The organism is Paraburkholderia sp. BR13444, from assembly GCF_040948755.1.
Taxonomy (GTDB): domain Bacteria; phylum Pseudomonadota; class Gammaproteobacteria; order Burkholderiales; family Burkholderiaceae; genus Paraburkholderia; species Paraburkholderia youngii.
Window position 1 is genome coordinate 577,669 of sequence record NZ_JBFPKM010000001.1, and the last position, 15,422, is coordinate 593,090.

Annotated in this window: 14 protein-coding genes and 1 tRNA gene; 5 read left to right on the top strand and 10 right to left on the bottom strand. The window is 63.9% G+C overall.

The genetic code is table 11. The features are described from left to right. Window positions 1–29: 29 nt before the first annotated feature. The 4 genes from mscL to mfd all read right to left on the bottom strand — a co-directional run bounded on the left by mscL (window position 30) and on the right by mfd (window position 6,561). Complete coding sequence (mscL, locus tag AB3X95_RS02600; protein ID WP_176119863.1) at window positions 30–476, bottom strand: large conductance mechanosensitive channel protein MscL; 447 nt, start codon at window positions 474–476, stop codon at window positions 30–32. A 99-nt stretch (window positions 477–575) separates the two neighbouring features. Then, window positions 576–1,610 carry a threonine/serine dehydratase gene (locus tag AB3X95_RS02605; RefSeq protein WP_368620593.1) on the bottom strand — a complete coding sequence of 345 codons (1,035 nt, stop codon included), beginning with the start codon at window positions 1,608–1,610 and terminating at the stop codon, window positions 576–578. An 89-nt stretch (window positions 1,611–1,699) separates the two neighbouring features. Further along, entirely contained in the window at window positions 1,700–2,932 is a 1,233-nt protein-coding gene (argE, locus tag AB3X95_RS02610; RefSeq protein ID WP_368620594.1) for an acetylornithine deacetylase, read from the bottom strand. A 149-nt stretch (window positions 2,933–3,081) separates the two neighbouring features. Then, entirely contained in the window at window positions 3,082–6,561 is a 3,480-nt protein-coding gene (gene mfd, locus AB3X95_RS02615) for a transcription-repair coupling factor (protein WP_368620595.1), read from the bottom strand. Between the two features lie 123 nt (window positions 6,562–6,684). Here mfd and ispD point away from each other — a divergent pair, with 123 nt between their 5' ends. Both ispD and ispF read left to right on the top strand, forming a co-directional pair. Continuing rightward, window positions 6,685–7,398 carry a 2-C-methyl-D-erythritol 4-phosphate cytidylyltransferase gene (ispD, locus tag AB3X95_RS02620; RefSeq protein WP_176119859.1) on the top strand — a complete coding sequence of 238 codons (714 nt, stop codon included), beginning with the start codon at window positions 6,685–6,687 and terminating at the stop codon, window positions 7,396–7,398. An 82-nt stretch (window positions 7,399–7,480) separates the two neighbouring features. Next, complete coding sequence (gene ispF, locus AB3X95_RS02625) at window positions 7,481–7,960, top strand: 2-C-methyl-D-erythritol 2,4-cyclodiphosphate synthase (RefSeq protein ID WP_176119858.1); 480 nt, start codon at window positions 7,481–7,483, stop codon at window positions 7,958–7,960. Window positions 7,961–7,994: 34 nt separating this feature from the next. Here ispF and AB3X95_RS02630 read toward each other — a convergent pair whose 3' ends face one another. The 3 genes from AB3X95_RS02630 to ompR form a co-directional block, all read right to left on the bottom strand. After that, window positions 7,995–8,543 carry a peroxiredoxin gene (locus AB3X95_RS02630; RefSeq protein WP_176119857.1) on the bottom strand — a complete coding sequence of 183 codons (549 nt, stop codon included), beginning with the start codon at window positions 8,541–8,543 and terminating at the stop codon, window positions 7,995–7,997. Between the two features lie 76 nt (window positions 8,544–8,619). Beyond that, a complete protein-coding gene (locus AB3X95_RS02635) occupies window positions 8,620–9,969 on the bottom strand; it encodes an ATP-binding protein (protein ID WP_013089393.1) in 1,350 nt (449 codons plus the stop codon). Window positions 9,970–10,114: 145 nt separating this feature from the next. Continuing rightward, entirely contained in the window at window positions 10,115–10,840 is a 726-nt protein-coding gene (gene ompR, locus AB3X95_RS02640; RefSeq protein WP_033379433.1) for a two-component system response regulator OmpR, read from the bottom strand. 236 nt (window positions 10,841–11,076) lie between these two features. On the opposite strand from ompR, the gene AB3X95_RS02645 reads away from it, so the two are divergent. Both AB3X95_RS02645 and AB3X95_RS02650 read left to right on the top strand, forming a co-directional pair. Beyond that, window positions 11,077–11,403, top strand: coding sequence for a hypothetical protein (locus AB3X95_RS02645; RefSeq protein WP_176108610.1), 327 nt, complete (start codon window positions 11,077–11,079; stop codon window positions 11,401–11,403). Window positions 11,404–12,076: 673 nt separating this feature from the next. Next, window positions 12,077–13,252, top strand: a complete 1,176-nt coding sequence (locus tag AB3X95_RS02650; protein ID WP_368620596.1) for a DUF1501 domain-containing protein — start codon at window positions 12,077–12,079, stop codon at window positions 13,250–13,252. Between the two features lie 36 nt (window positions 13,253–13,288). Here AB3X95_RS02650 and AB3X95_RS02655 read toward each other — a convergent pair whose 3' ends face one another. Next, window positions 13,289–14,125, bottom strand: a complete 837-nt coding sequence (locus AB3X95_RS02655) for a squalene/phytoene synthase family protein (RefSeq protein ID WP_176108607.1) — start codon at window positions 14,123–14,125, stop codon at window positions 13,289–13,291. Window positions 14,126–14,355: 230 nt separating this feature from the next. Here AB3X95_RS02655 and AB3X95_RS02660 point away from each other — a divergent pair. Next, window positions 14,356–14,442, top strand: a tRNA-Leu gene (locus AB3X95_RS02660). Window positions 14,443–14,561: 119 nt separating this feature from the next. Here the strand turns inward: AB3X95_RS02660 and AB3X95_RS02665 are convergent. Together AB3X95_RS02665 and AB3X95_RS02670 are read right to left on the bottom strand one after the other, a co-directional pair. Continuing rightward, complete coding sequence (locus AB3X95_RS02665) at window positions 14,562–14,849, bottom strand: hypothetical protein (RefSeq protein ID WP_176108606.1); 288 nt, start codon at window positions 14,847–14,849, stop codon at window positions 14,562–14,564. 119 nt (window positions 14,850–14,968) lie between these two features. After that, complete coding sequence (locus tag AB3X95_RS02670; protein ID WP_176108605.1) at window positions 14,969–15,418, bottom strand: MarR family winged helix-turn-helix transcriptional regulator; 450 nt, start codon at window positions 15,416–15,418, stop codon at window positions 14,969–14,971. Between the last annotated feature and the right edge of the window lie 4 nt (window positions 15,419–15,422).

Here is a 15,422-nt window from a genome sequence, read left to right on the forward strand (position 1 = left end):
GGTATTTGAAACCGAGCTTTATTTAACAATTAACGCTGCTGGTTTTTCAGCGAATCGCGGATCTCGCGAAGCAGCAGCACGTCTTCCGGCGTCGGCGGCGGTTCCGCCGGAGCAGCTTGCGGCTCCTTGCGCAGTTTGTTGATGAACTTGACCATAAGAAAGATGATGAACGCGAGAATGATGAAGTTGATCGTCGCGGTAATGAACGAGCCGTAACCGAACACCGCCACGCCGGCCGTCTGCAGGTCTTTATACGATTCGGGGTTGCCTTTGTAAGTCGCTGGAATATGGCCGAGGCGAACGAACAGATTGGAGAAATCGAGGCCGCCGGTAACCACCCCGACGACCGGCATGATCAGGTCTTTAACCACGGAATTGACAATGGTGGAAAATGCGCCGCCGATAATCACACCGACCGCCAGATCCATCACATTGCCTTTGAGGGCAAATTCTTTAAATTCCTGGATCATGCTCATACACACACCTCCCTGATATGAATAGCCGAATCATACCAACCTGAAGCGGATAGGCTAGTGCTTTGGCCCCGACGCAACAATTGCATTCGCCGCGTGTCGTTAATGAGGAAACTGTGACTCGCTATGACGCGCGCGCTCCAGATGCGCGGCAAAACTGACCGGGTCGGTGTTCGTGCCGCACAGCAGCACGCCCACACGTTTGCCCTGCAACTGTTCGCGCAACGGTCCGAGCAGTGCTGCGGTGGCGGCCGCGCAAGCCGGCTCGACTGCGAGCTTCAGCTGATTGAACAGGATCAGCATCGCTTCGCGCAACTGATCGTCGGACACTGTCACGAGCCGATCGATATGGCGGCGGCACAACTCGTAGCTGTATTGCTCGGTATGCGGCGACATCAGCGAATCGGCGATGCTGTACATATGGCCCATTCTGACCGTATGGTTGGCGGCAAAACTCTTGCTCATCACATCGGAGCCTTCGGGTTCGACGCCGTACACGTGTATGTTCGGATTCGCGAGGCGCAGCGCGGTGGAGACGCCGGCCGCGAGGCCGCCGCCGCCGATCGGCACGATCACCGCTTCGAGGTCGGGTGTTTGCGTCGCCCATTCGTAGCCGAGCGTCGCCGAGCCGAGCACCGTGCGATAACCGTTGAACGGATGCACGAAATAACGGCCTTCCTCGGCCTCGATGCGTCGCACCAGTTCGAACGCTTCGGCGAGATCTTCCGCATAGACGATGTCGGCGCCGTATGCGCGGCACAACGCGACGCGCGCCGGATTCGCCGCGCTGAACAGCACGACCTTTGCGCTGACGCCGAGCCGCATCGCCGCATAGGCGACCGCCACCGCGTGATTGCCGCCTGACACGCAGGTCACGCCCGCGCTCTTCTGCGCGTCGTCGAGCGCGAGCAGGTTCGTAAAGGCGCCGCGCGCCTTGAAGCTGCCACCCGCCTGCAAGAGCTCGAACTTGAAATTGACGACGGTGCCGCGCAGCGACGAGAAGTCGAGCCGGTCGAACACCGGCGTGCGCGCGACCCACGGCGTCAATGCGAAATGCTGCGCGGCGATGTCGTCGAGCGTGGGGATCGGCTCGCCGTCGATCGTGTGATCCGTGTGCTGCTGCATGGCGCTGGACATGGCGGTCGCTCCGGAGTCGTCGATGTCGCTCAGACCCGTGGCGCGGCGCGCAGGTTCACCGCGGCTGCGCGCCGCTGCAACGAGACGGGCTAAGCGGCCTCGACCGACATGCTGTGAATGAACTTGCGCAGGAAGCGCTCGCACGCGACGAGCTGCTCGAGCTCGACGAATTCGTTCGCCTTGTGCGCCTGCTGGATATCGCCGGGGCCGCAGACGATGCTCGGAATCCCCGCGTTCGAGAAGAGGCCTGCCTCGGTGCCGTACGCGACCTTACGCTTGTCCTGGTCGGCCGTCAGCGCGCGCACGAGTTGCGTGATCGCGGCCTGTTCAGACGAATCCAGTCCGGGCGCCGCGGCGATCTTCGTGATCTCGATCGCGGCCGACGGATGCTCGCGCAGCATTTTCGGCAGCAGCGTTTCGCGCGCGTAGCTGTCGATGCGCGCGAAGATCTGCTCGGGATCGAGCGTCGGCAGATTGCGGAATTCGAACTGGAACTGGCATTCGGCCGGCACCGTGTTGATCGCGTTGCCGCCCGTGATCGTGCTGGTCTGCGCGGTGCTGAACGGCACGTCGTACAGTTCGTCGAACGGGCCTTGCGCGCGGAACTGGTCGGCCATGTCGCGGATGTGGCAGATCAGGCGCGCCGCGTACTCGATCGCGTTCAAGCCCTTCGGCGTCAGCGACGAATGCGCGGCCTGGCCTCGCACGCAGCAGTGATACGCGTTGATGCCCTTGTGCGCGATGATCGGGCGCATGCTGGTCGGCTCGCCGACGATACAGCCGTCCGGCTTCACGCCGCGCTTCATCAGATTGGCGATCATCAGCGGCGCGCCGACGCAGCCAACCTCCTCGTCGAACGACAGCGCGAAGTGGATCGGTTTCGCGAGCCTGGTACGCTGCATCTCGGGCACGAGCGCGAGCGCCGCGCCGATGAAACCCTTCATGTCGCAGGTGCCGCGGCCGTAGAGCTTGTCACCGCGAATCTCGGGCTTGAACGGATCGCTGTCCCATTGCTGGCCATCCACTGGCACGACGTCCGTATGGCCCGACAGCACGACGCCGCCGTTCGTTTCGCCATCGTGCGCGGGAATCGTCGCGAACAGGTTCGCCCATTTGCCGCCCTTGCCGTGCGTCAGCGTCGCGTCGATACCGACCGCGCGCAGTTCGTCGCGCACGGTTTCGATCAGGCCGAGATTCGGATTGCGGCTCACCGTGTCCATCGACACGAGACGGGTGACCCAGGGCAGAGATACCGGAGAAGCGGGAGAAGCGGAGGAGGCGGACGACTGCGACGATTGCGCTGTTTCAGCGACGTGAGACATGACATGACTCCATCATTTTGTGTCTATCGATCATATCCCATATTGCATTTTGGTAAGGTGGCCAAAACGCCCGGCGCGCGTTGGCGCAGCGCAGCATCGATGCAAAAAAACGGGGGACGTCCCCCCGTTTTTTTGCTGTTTCAGGACCCTCAGCGCGCGGGCGCCGGCGCGGTGCCGCGGCTCGGCGAACCGAGCGCGCGCAAGGTCTCCTTGACGGTCGCGACGCGCACTGCGAGATCCGGGCTGCGCGTTTCGATACGCAGCTTGTCCTGGCCCGCGAGCTTGATGTGCTTGTGCTTCTGCACCATCTCGATGATCCGCATCGCGTCGACGGGCGGATTAGGGATGAACTGCAGGCCGATCACCGCTTCGCCGGCATCGATCTTCGAAATGCCGAGCGGTTTCGCGGCGAGCCGCAGACGATGCGTCTCCACCAGCGCATGCGCCTGCGGCGGCAGCTTGCCGAAGCGGTCGATCAGCTCCTCCTGGATACCGTCGATCGAATCGCTGTGTTCGCAGTTCGCGAGGCGCTTGTACAGCGACAGACGTTCCTGCACGTCGCCGCAGTAGTCCGACGGCAGGATCGCCGGCGCATGCAGGTTGATCTCGGTGGTCGCCGCGAGCGGCGCGGTGAGGTCCGGCTCCTTGCCGTTCTTCAGCGCCTTCACCGCGTCGTTGAGCATGTCGGTATAAAGCTGGAAGCCGATTTCGTGAATCTCGCCCGACTGCTTGTCGCCGAGCACCTCGCCGGTGCCGCGAATCTCGAGGTCGTGCATCGCGAGATAGAAGCCCGAGCCGAGTTCCTCCATCTGCTGGATTGCTTCGAGCCGTCGTTGCGCCTGCTTGGTGAGTCCCTGCGGATCATGCACGAGCAGATACGAATACGCCTGGTGATGCGAGCGGCCGACGCGGCCCCGCAACTGATGCAATTGCGCGAGACCGAACTTGTCGGCGCGATGGATCAGGATCGTGTTCGCGCTCGGCACGTCGATGCCGGTTTCGATGATCGTCGTGCACAGCAGCACGTTCGCGCGTTGCGCGACGAAGTCGCGCATCACGCGTTCCAGTTCGCGCTCGTGCATCTGGCCATGCGCGACCGCGATGCGCGCTTCGGGCACGAGTGCTTCGAGCATCTGCCGGCGGTTCTCGATCGTCTCGACTTCGTTGTGCAGGAAGTAGACCTGGCCGCCGCGCTTCAGCTCGCGCAGCATCGCTTCGCGAATCACGCTGTCTTCCTCGCGCCGCACGAAGGTCTTGATCGCAAGGCGCTTTTGCGGCGCCGTGGCGATCACCGAGAAATCGCGCAGGCCTTCGAGCGCCATGCCGAGCGTGCGCGGAATCGGCGTCGCGGTCAGCGTCAGCACGTCGACTTCAGCGCGCAGCGCCTTCAGCGCTTCCTTCTGACGCACGCCGAAGCGATGCTCCTCGTCGATGATCACGAGCCCGAGCCGCTTGAACTGCACATCCGACGACAGCAGCTTGTGCGTGCCGATCACGATGTCGACCGAACCTTCGTTGATCTGCTGGATCGCCGCGTTCACTTCCTTGGTCGACTTGAAGCGCGACAGCTCGGCGATGCGCACCGGCCAGTCGGAGAAGCGGTCACTGAAGGTTTGCGTGTGCTGTTCGGCGAGCAGCGTGGTGGGTGACAGCAGCGCGACCTGCTTGCCGCCCATCACCGCGATGAACGCCGCGCGCAACGCGACCTCGGTCTTGCCGAAGCCGACGTCGCCGCACACGAGCCGGTCCATCGGCTTGCCGCCCGTCATGTCGCCGATCACGGCCGCAATCGCAGCGGCCTGGTCCGGCGTCTCCTCGAAACCGAAGCTCTCGGCGAATTTCACATAGTCCTTCGGTTCGAGCGCGAACGCGTGGCCTTCGCGGGCGGCGCGGCGCGCGTACAGGTTGAGCAGTTCGGCGGCGGTATCGCGGATCTGCTGCGCGGCCTTGCGCTTGGCCTTTTCCCACTGGCCCGAACCCAGCGAATGCAGCGGCGCGCTTTCCGGATCGGCGCCGCTGTAGCGCGAGATCACGTGCAATTGCGCGACCGGCACGTAGAGCTTGCTGTCGCCCGCGTATTCGAGGTGCAGGAACTCGGTTTCGCCTTCGCCGAGGTCCATCGTGACCAGACCCATGTAGCGGCCGATGCCGTGCTGCGAATGCACGACCGGATCGCCCACTTTCAGCTCGGACAGATCGCGCACCATCGAATCGACGTTGCTCGCCTGCTCCTGGCGGCGGCGCCCCGCGCGGCGCGCGAGCGGCCCGTACAGCTCGGTTTCGGTGATGATCGCAATGCCTTCGTCCGGCACCGCGAAGCCGTTCGCGAGCGGCGCGACGCCGAGCGAGAACGGCGCATCGCCCTTGAGCCAGTCGGCGAAGCTGTCGGCCGAGGCGGGCTTTAGCTGATTGTCGGCGAGCAGTTGCAGCAGCGTCTCGCGACGGCCCGCCGATTCGGCGGCGAACAGCACGCGGTTCGGCGTCGTGCTCAGATACGCGCGCAGTGCCGAGACGGGGTCGTCGGCGTGGCGGTCGATCGCGAGGTTCGGCAGAGCGATCGACCAGGCGCCGCCGCCGTTGGTGGGCAGCACGAGCCGTGCGAACGGTTTCGCGAACGTGAAGAAATCTTCGTCCGACAGGAACAGCTTCTGCGGTTCGAGTATCGGCCGGTCGCGGTCGTGCGACAGGAAGTTGAAGCGCTGCTTCGTGTCGTTCGTGAAGCGCCGGATCGCCGCGTCCAGATCGCCGACGAACGCGAGCTGGGAACCGTCGGGCAGGTAATGGAAGAGGGTGGCCGTTTCCTCGAAGAACAGCGGCAGATAGTATTCGATGCCCGCCGACGGCACGCCGTTGCCGATGTCTTTATAGATCGATGCGCGGCTCGGATCGCCCTCGAAGGTCTCACGCCAGCGGCTGCGGAATGCGGTGCGCGCGGCTTCGTCGAACGGGAATTCGCGGCCCGGCAGCAGGCGCACGTCCTTGACCGGATAGAGACTGCGCTGCGTGTCGGGGTCGAATGCGCGGATCGAGTCGACCTGGTCATCGAACAGGTCGATCCGGTAGGGCAGCGGGGAGCCCATCGGGAACAGATCGAGCAGCGAGCCGCGCACGCAGTATTCGCCGGGACGCACGACCTGGCTCACGTGCTCGTAGCCGGCGAGCGTCAGCTGCGCCTTCAGCTTCGCTTCGTCGAGCCGTTCGCCCTGCGAGAACGAGAACGTGTAAGCGGCGAGGAACGACGCGGGGGGCATCCGGTACAAGGCCGTCGTGGCCGGCACGAGCAGGATGTCGCAGCGGCCTTCGCCGAGATCGTGCAGCGTCGCGAGACGCTCGGACACGAGGTCCTGGTGCGGCGAAAACGTGTCGTAAGGCAGCGTCTCCCAGTCGGGCAAGAGGCGCACGCGCGCGTCGGGCGCGAAGAAGCCGATTTCCTGCGACAGCCGCTGCGCGTCGACCGCGCTTTCGCAGACCACCGCCAGCAGCGGCATCTTCTCGCGATAGCTGAGGTGGTAGCGGGCGATCAGCAGCGCGTCGGACGAACCGCGCGTGCCGTCGAAGGCGAAACGCTGGCCGGCCTTGACGAGCGCGACGGGCGAGGAGGACTGCGAGATTGCGGCGATGTCTGGCATAAAGAAGAGAAAGCGGCTCGGGGCTCACACGACGGACGGCCAAGTTTACGCGTCCACGGGCGTGAATGCGAAGGACGTATTATAAAATCCGTCCTTTACTTTGACCTGGCGGCATCCGCACTCGTGACTTCCCGTCTCTTCGCCCTGATCCCGTGCGCGGGCACCGGCAGCCGTTCCGGCGCCGCGATGCCCAAGCAATACCGCACTGTCGCCGGCCGCGACATGCTGCATTACTCGCTCGCCGCGTTCGACGCGTGCAGCGAATTCACGCAGACGCTAGTCGTCATCGCACCCGACGACCAGCACTTCGACGCGCGCCGCTTCGGCAATCTGCGTTTCGCGGTGCGGCGCGTGGGCGGCGCGTCGCGCCAGGCGTCGGTGCTCAACGGTCTGCACGCGCTCGCCGAGTTCGGCGCCCACGACGACGATTGGGTGCTCGTGCACGACGCAGCCCGGCCCGGCATCACGCCGGCGCTGATCCGCACTTTGATCGGAACGCTAAAGGACGATGCGGTCGGCGGCATCATGGCGCTGCCGGTCGCCGATACGTTAAAGCGTATCGATCGCACGTCGACCGATGGCCGCATCGCCCGTACCGAGGCACGCGACGGCTTGTGGCAGGCGCAGACGCCGCAGATGTTCCGCATCGGCATGCTGCGCGAGGCGATCCTGCGTGCGCAGGCCGACGGCCACGATCTGACCGACGAGGCGAGCGCGATCGAATGGTCAGGGCATGCGCCGAAGCTCGTGCAAGGCAGTCTGCGCAATTTCAAGGTCACGTATCCGGAAGATTTCGATCTGGCCGAGGCGATTCTGAGCCGCGCCGCCGGTTCGTGATACCTCGCATACGCACGATAGAAAGATTTGGAAAGGCTTTAAAGAAGCTTTAGAAGCTTCAGCACTTGAGGATGTGACGCATATGGATTTCAGAATTGGGCAAGGCTACGACGTGCATGCGCTGGTGCCGGGACGCGCGTTGATCATCGGCGGCGTGACGATTCCGTACGAGCGCGGGCTGCTCGGTCACTCGGACGCGGACGTGCTGCTGCACGCGATCACCGACGCGCTGTTCGGCGCGGCCGCGCTGGGCGATATCGGCCGCCACTTCTCCGATACCGACGCGAAGTTCGCCGGCGCCGACAGCCGCGTGCTGTTGCGTGAATGCGTGGGGCGCGTGAAGGCGGCGGGTTTTGCGATCGGCAACGTCGATAGCAGCGTGATCGCGCAGGCGCCGAAGCTCGCGCCGCATATCGAAGGGATGCGCGCGAATATTGCGGCGGACCTCGGCCTGCCGATCGAGCGCGTGAACGTCAAGGCGAAGACGAACGAGAAGCTCGGTTATCTCGGCCGCGGCGAGGGCATCGAGGCGCAGGCCGCGGTGTTGCTGGTCAGGAGCTGAGAGGACTTTTTGTTTGAGTGACCGGCGGTGCCGCTTACAGCGTCGCGCCGCCGATCGTCCGATTGCTCGGGCACAGCTCGTCCGTTTGCAGGCCGTCGAGGATGCGCAGCACTTCCTGGGGGTTACGGCCCACGTATAGATTGTTGACCGACACGTGCTGGATCGTGTTGTCCGGATCGACGATATAGGTCGCGCGCAGCGCGACGCCCGCTTCCTTGTCGCGCACGCCGAGCTGGTCGATCAGCTCGCCTTTCACGTCGCCGAACGAGTAGTGGTTGAGCCTGTCGAGCGCCTTGTCCTCGCGGCGCCACGCGAGCTTCACGTACTCATTGTCGACGCTGCCGCCGAGCAGCACCGCCTCGCGGTCCTCGAACTCCTTGACGAGCTTGCTGAAATCGACGATTTCCGTCGGGCAGACCAGCGAAAAATCCTTCGGATAGAAGTAGATGATTTTCCACTTGCCCGGAAAGGACTGATCGGTGATGTATTCGAATGCCGAGACGCCGTGTTCTTCGTGATGGTTGAAGCCCGGTTTCGCGGCAATGACGGTGAACGCTTCGAGTTTGTCGCCAACGGTTTTCATGCAAAGGCTCCTTCGGAAGTCACATAAAGCGGCGTGCTTCGAATCACGACGGCGCGCCGTGCCGCGCGTCGTCGGCTCACGCGCTTTTCGCGAGCGGAAACTCGATCGTCACTTCAAGCCCAGGTCCGGGCGAGCGGTTGCGCAGACGCAGCGCGCCGCGATAACGCGCGACGAGCCGCTGCACGATCGCCATGCCGAGGCCCGTGCCGTTGGCCTGGGTGCGCGCCGAATTCACGCGGTAGAACGGCCGCGTGACGAGCGCGAGCTGGTCTTCGGGAATGCCGGGGCCTTCGTCCACCACCGACAGTTCGACGCGCGAATGCGACACGCGCGTTTCGAGAATCACGTGTGGCACACCGTCACCGTCGCTGAGACCATATTTGCGCGCGTTCTCGAGCAGATTGCCGACCACGCGCCGCATGTCGGTTTCATCGGCCTCGATCACCGCCGACGGAGCGAGCCGCGTGATCAGCCGCATGCTGTCCTCGCTTTGCATCCGCGCGGCGAGCTCGCTCGCGATCACCGACAGGTCGACCGGTTCCGGCACGCGCTGCACCGGACGCGCGTAGTCGAGGAAGCGGCCGATGATCATGTCCATCTGCTCGATGTCGTCGACCATCGCGTCCTTGGTGGCCTGATCGGACGGGCTCATTTCGGTTTCGAGCCGCAGCCGCGCGAGCGGCGTGCGCAAATCGTGCGAGATGCCCGCGAGCATCAGCGCGCGATCGGCCTCGAGCTGTTCGAGGTCGCGCACCATCTGATTGAAGCTTCGATTGGTTTCGGCGGCGACGCCCATGCCGCGCTCGGGCAGCGGCTCGGGCGATTGCCCGGAGCCGACCCTACGCGCGGCCATCGCGAGGCGCGCAAAAGGCCGGTTCACCAGACTCGTGATGAACGCCGCGCCGAACAGCGACAGCGCAAGCGCGAACACGCCCCAGCCGGCCCACTGCAGGCCGGTCGCGTTATCGAGCTGATCGCGATCGAGGGCCACCCAGTAATCGTCGTCGTCGATCTTGAAGCTGATCCATACGCCGTTGATGTCGTTGACGCTCTGCGCGATCACGGTGTCGTCGCCGAGACGGCCGCGGATGTCGTGCTCGATCAGACGATTCAGTGATTCGTCGGGCTGGAGTTTGTATTTGTCGGTGGCTTCGCGCGGATACACGCGCACCCCTTCATTGCTCTCCAGATCCTGCAGCAGCGCGCGCCGCAGGTCGGGATCGGAATAGAGGAGTGCGGTGCGCGTGAGTTTGACGATCGCGACGAGTTGCAGAGCCACGCGCTGCGCACGCGGCTCCCGCTCGATCACGCGAAAGCTCTGGAACCACGCGGCGAGACTGACTGCGATCAATAGCGCGATCAGCAGAAAGGTCCGCCAGAAAAGGCCGCCGAACGCGAGCGTCAGGAGGCGCCGGTCGATCCGCATGGGCCCTTCTTATCTGAAGTCAAAGACAGAAACTATATGGGACCGAAGCAGGCGCTTTGCATGGGACCAGGTGACGCACTGAAGCGCGAACTCTGATCGACAGCTAAAGCGCCTACTCTGGTCGACATGAAAACTGAGCACAAACTCAGGCTGCGCCGTCGGGAATGAACACGTAGCCGAGCCCCCACACGGTCTGAATGAAGCGCGGGCTGCCCGGGTCCGGCTCGATCAGCTTGCGCAGACGCGAGATCTGCACGTCGAGGCTGCGGTCGAAGACTTCGTATTCGCGGCCGCGTGCGAGCTCCATCAGCTTTTCGCGCGACAGCGGCTGACGCGGATGACGGGCGAACACCTTCAGCACCGAGAATTCACCGGTGGTAAGCGGAATTTCCTGGCCGGCCTTGGTCAGCGTGCGGGTGGCGAGATTCAGTGCGAACTCACCGAACTCGAACACCTCGGTGGTCTCGGACGGCGCGCCCGGCAATTCGGACGGCGACTGACGGCGCAGCACCGCGTGAATGCGCGCGACCAGTTCACGCGGATTGAACGGCTTGGGCAGGTAGTCGTCGGCACCCATCTCGAGTCCGACGATGCGATCGACATCCTCCCCCTTGGCTGTCAGCATGATGATCGGCGTGCGGTCGTTGCTGCCGCGCAGACGCCGGCAGATCGACAGGCCGTCCTCACCGGGCAGCATCAGATCGAGCACCAGCAGATCGAAGCGCTCGCGCACCCAGAGCTTGTTCATTGACGGCGCATTTTCGGCGACGTAGACGTTGAAGCCCTGCTCACCGAGATAGCGGCGCAGAAGATCGCGCAGGCGTGGATCGTCGTCGACGACGAGGATTTTCGAAGGGTTTTTGGTTTCCATGGTCGGCATCTTAGCGCGATTAGAAAGTGGTGCGCGGTTACACCATTTCTGGGGTTACAGTCAGTTACAAAATTTACCCGCGGTATGGCGCGACGTAAAGTATGCGCGTTTAGACTCCTTTACTGAATGCGGCTGTTCGGTGGATACTTCACTCGACAAAACTCTCGCACCCGGCTGTTACCGGGGTTTGTATACGCATCTGAGGTAGCCGGTTGCCGCGCCACGAAGGGAACAACATGAAGGGAGGGGTTTGGCCAAATGTGCGCCTGAGCGTGATTGCACTGGCGGTTGCCGGTACGCTCGCAGGCACACTGGGCCCGACGCTCGCCCATGCGCAGCCGTCCGCGGATAGAGCGGCGAGCGAGCATGCGCCCCGCTCCGGCAATGGCAAACCTAGCCACCGCAATCCGAGCATCGATCACCCTGCTTCTGACGTGATGTTGCGTACCGCAGTTCCCCCTGATCTCGATCAACGTCGGCGCGACGGGCATATGACGCCCGAAGAGCGTCGGCTGCTGCGGCAGCACATCGAAGACGCCGTGCGCGAGTTGTACAAGCGTTAGTCTCAGCGCGCGCATCGTCGCGTGAACAATCCTGTTGCACCTTCCGCTTCCACTTCCTCGTCCGCTGCTCTGTTGAGTCGCTATCCGTTCGAGATTTCACGCGCAACGGATCAGCGTTGGCGAACCTTTTCAACGTGTGTGGTGAGCGTCGCGCGTTAGCGCGCGCAGCGAAGCGATATCGGCGTCTCCTGACTGGGTGTTCGAGCCCATTCCAATGCGTGCCGAGCGCATCACACGGAGACCGGACCAGCGTCGCGAGCAACAAATGCGGCTCGGACCGCGTTACGAACTATTACGTGCTAGCTGAGTGCGCGCCGGGCGAACACGCCTTCGCCGCCAGTCGAGTTCGTGATCGGCGCGCGCGCATTCGATGCCGGCTACGACGATACCTCGCGGTTCGTCGCGCCGATCGCGCGTTCGGTCGCGGATCAACAGCTCGACGCTGCTCGCGCACAAGCAGTTCGTCGAGCAACTGTTTCGCGCAACCAGCAGTGCAGGGGCGCCGCGCATGAATGGCGCGGCCAGCGCTTGCCTCGAATCAGGTGCGCCCGCCGCTGCAGCGCGTCATGGCGCGCAATGGCCGGGGTGGCGTACGCTTTGACATCGCGATCTGGCTCGCGCAGAGGCAACGGGCGGCCCGGCACGCGCCATCATGATCACGACGAGGTGCAGCATGAAACGACGCAGCTTTCTGTCGATGAGCGCGGCCGCCGGCGCATTGCTGTGTTTGCCTCGCGCGCTCGCCGTGGAGGACGCGAACGCCGCGCATTGGCGGGATGCATCGAAAGCGTCGGTTGTGCCGGGGCGCGGTTACGACAACCTGCTGATCCTGATCGAACTCAAAGGCGGCAACGACGGTTTGAACACAGTGATCCCGTTCGCCGATCCCGCGTACTACGCGCTGCGCAAAAACATCGGCATCAAACGCGAACAGATGATCCACCTCGACGAGCGCACCACGCTGCATCCAGCGTTGCAGCCGTTGATGCCGCTGTGGCGCAGCCGGCAACTCGCGATCGTGCAGGGTGTCGGCTACGCGCAGCCGAACCTGTCGCATTTCCGGTCGATCGAGATCTGGGATACCGCGTCACGCTCCGATCAGTATCTGCGCGACGGCTGGCTCACGCGCGCGTTCGCGATGAAGCCGGTGCCCTTCGATTTCGCGGCCGACGGCGTCGTGATCGGCAGCGCCGAAATGGGGCCGCTCGCAAATGGCGCGCGCGCGATCGCGCTGGTCAATCGCACACAGTTCGTCGGAATCTTGCGACTCGCGACGCCGGTACCTGAGTTGAAGACCGCGTTTCCTGATGGCGCGTTCGGCAGTTCGATCAAAACGGCGATGCAGGTGCTGGCCGCTTCGGACACCCTGAAGATAGCTGCCGCCGGACGCGCGCCAATGGAGCAGTCATCGAGCGGCCGAGGTGTGGTCGTGATCCGGCTAACGATGAACGGTTTCGATACGCACCAGAACCAGCGCGGACAGCACGCCGCGTTGCTTCAACACTTCGCGCAAGGGATGGTGGCGATGCAGGCCGCGCTCGTCGAGTTGGGCCGGTGGAACGATACGCTCGTGATGACGTATGCGGAGTTCGGGCGCCGTCCGCGCGAGAATGAGAGCAACGGCACCGATCACGGCACGGTGGCGCCGCACCTCGTGACGGGTGGTCGCGTGCGGGGCGGTTTGCATGGCGTACCGCCGATGCTTGCGCGGCTCGACGGAAATGGCAACCTGCCGGTCGGCGTGGATTTTCGCCAGATTTATGCGACGGTGCTCGGGCCCTGGTGGGACTTGGACGCGTCGACGATTCTGCGGCAGCGGTTCGAGCCGCTGCCATTGCTGCGGGCGTGAGCGGATGGGTGCGAATCGACGCGCCTCGCTGTCAGGCTACTTCGCGCGCCATGCGATCCATAGCTTGCGGATCGGCGTCAACGCGATGCGTTGATGCAGCACGTGATAACCGTCGCGCTCGATTTCATCAAGCAATGCCAACGCGAGCGCTGCGAGCGCGAGCAGCGTGCGCTGGGCACGCCGCGCGCTCGCGGGCACCGCGGCGAGCGCGCTCTGCACGGCATCGCGCGCGCGATGCGTCTCGAAGCGCATCAGCTCGGTGAACGCGTCGGTGTATTTGCGGTTGATCAGATCGGCGGCGGTGACGTTGTAGCGCTGCATCTCGTCGATCGGCACGTAGATGCGGCCGTGCCGCGCATCGTTGCCGGTTTCGGCGACGAACTGCGCGAGCATCAGCGCCTCGCCGAGCGGAGCCGCCCACGTCGACGCTTGCTCGGCATCGTCGGCCGATCCGGCTGCCGCGGCGCGCGACACCAGCGACGCGAAATTGCCGCCGACCCCGCGCACATAGCGCCGCAGGTTCGGATAGTCGAGATAGCGTGCCTGGTCGAGATCCATCTCGAAGCCCGCGAGCAATTCCTGCAGAGCCGGATACTCGGCCTGCGCGTCGGGCAGATAGGCCGCGAGGGCCTTGGACACCGGATGCGACGGCGAGCCCGCAGCGAGCGCGGCGATTTCTTTCTGCCACCACGCGAGCTTGGTGCGGCCGACCGCGGGATCGCTCGTCTCCTTGACCGTTTCCTCGAACTCGCGACGCAATGCGAAGAGCGCCGTCAACAGCGGCTGACTGGCTGCGCGGGCCTGGCGAAGCGCATAGTAGGTGCTCGATCCAGGGGGCGCCGCTTTCTGCTGGCAATAGTCGTCGAAATTCACGGGATGAGAGTGTGGGGAAGGGCTGGCGAGAAGGGCGCAGGCGTCCGTTGCGGCGCCCGTCTCGACGAGCCGAAAATTGTAGCATCGGCGCCGCGCGCGCAGATACCGACGGGTGCAGACAAGCGCGAATCAATCGGTTAGAATCTCGCGCTTACGCTTTCGGGCACGTGTTTGGCGCGCATGGAAGTGCACAGGACAATCGGGCACGACGCATCGCGGCGTACCCGGCTGCGAGGGTGGCGAAATTGGTAGACGCACCAGGTTTAGGTCCTGACGCCCGCAAGGGTGTAGGGGTTCGAGTCCCCTCCCTCGCACCATTTATTGGTAGTCAAGAAAAACCCCGTCAAGTCTTTGGACCGACGGGGTTTTTTCTTTGCTGCACGGTCTCTGCAAGGCCGCAGGGTTGCCCGGCGGCCTGTCATTGCGGCCGCGCGACTTAGGCGCCCGGCGTTCCCGGCGCTTGCTGCGAACCCGGCAACTCCGCTTGCGCGGCACCTTCGAGGAAGCGGCGCGTCGACTCGAACGCCTGCAGCATCTGGTCCGGCCATGGCGTTTGCAGCATCACGGCCTGATGATTTTCAAATGCCGACGACAGAAGTTTCGCCAGTTCCGGCGAACGAAGATGACGCAGCACGACGCTGACCGCGATTGCGGTTGCCTGGCTCGCGCCGGCGGTCTGAAGTTCCGACGCGGTGAGTGCCGCGACCTGTTTGTTGATGTCCACTGAAACGTCCCTGGATGAAAAAGAGGGTGAAGGCACGTTGGCCAATGCTCAATTTTGACACGCGCCGCCCAATGCCGTGAAACGGCGCTCTTCAAATGTGGCCGGTGCGCCGCGGGTGATCACTCCCGCGCGTTCATCGCGCGAATTACCTTGTCGAGCGCCGCGCCGAACGCGGCCCTTTCTTCTTCGTCGAGACAGTCGAACATATCGCCGTTCCACTTGCGCGCGATCGGCATCACCTTGCGATACAGCGCGCGGCCTTCCTGCGTCAGCGAGACCAGCACGACGCGGCCGTCCGCGGCGCTCGTCTCGCGTTGCACGAGTCCCTGCCGGATCAGCGCTTCGGCTGCGCGACTCGCCTGGCTTTTGTCCAGATTGGCATGACGTGCCAGTTCCATGATCGAGAATGGTCCGAACGATCCCACCGACGCAATCACACGCGCTTCAGGCAGCGTTACGTCGAGCTTCGCCGCGTAGCGCGCGCTGATGCCGCGCTCGGCCAGTTTGTTTAGAACATGCAGACGATACGTGAGGAGTTGCTCGAGCCCGGCTTTGGCGGAGTCCTTCATGGTC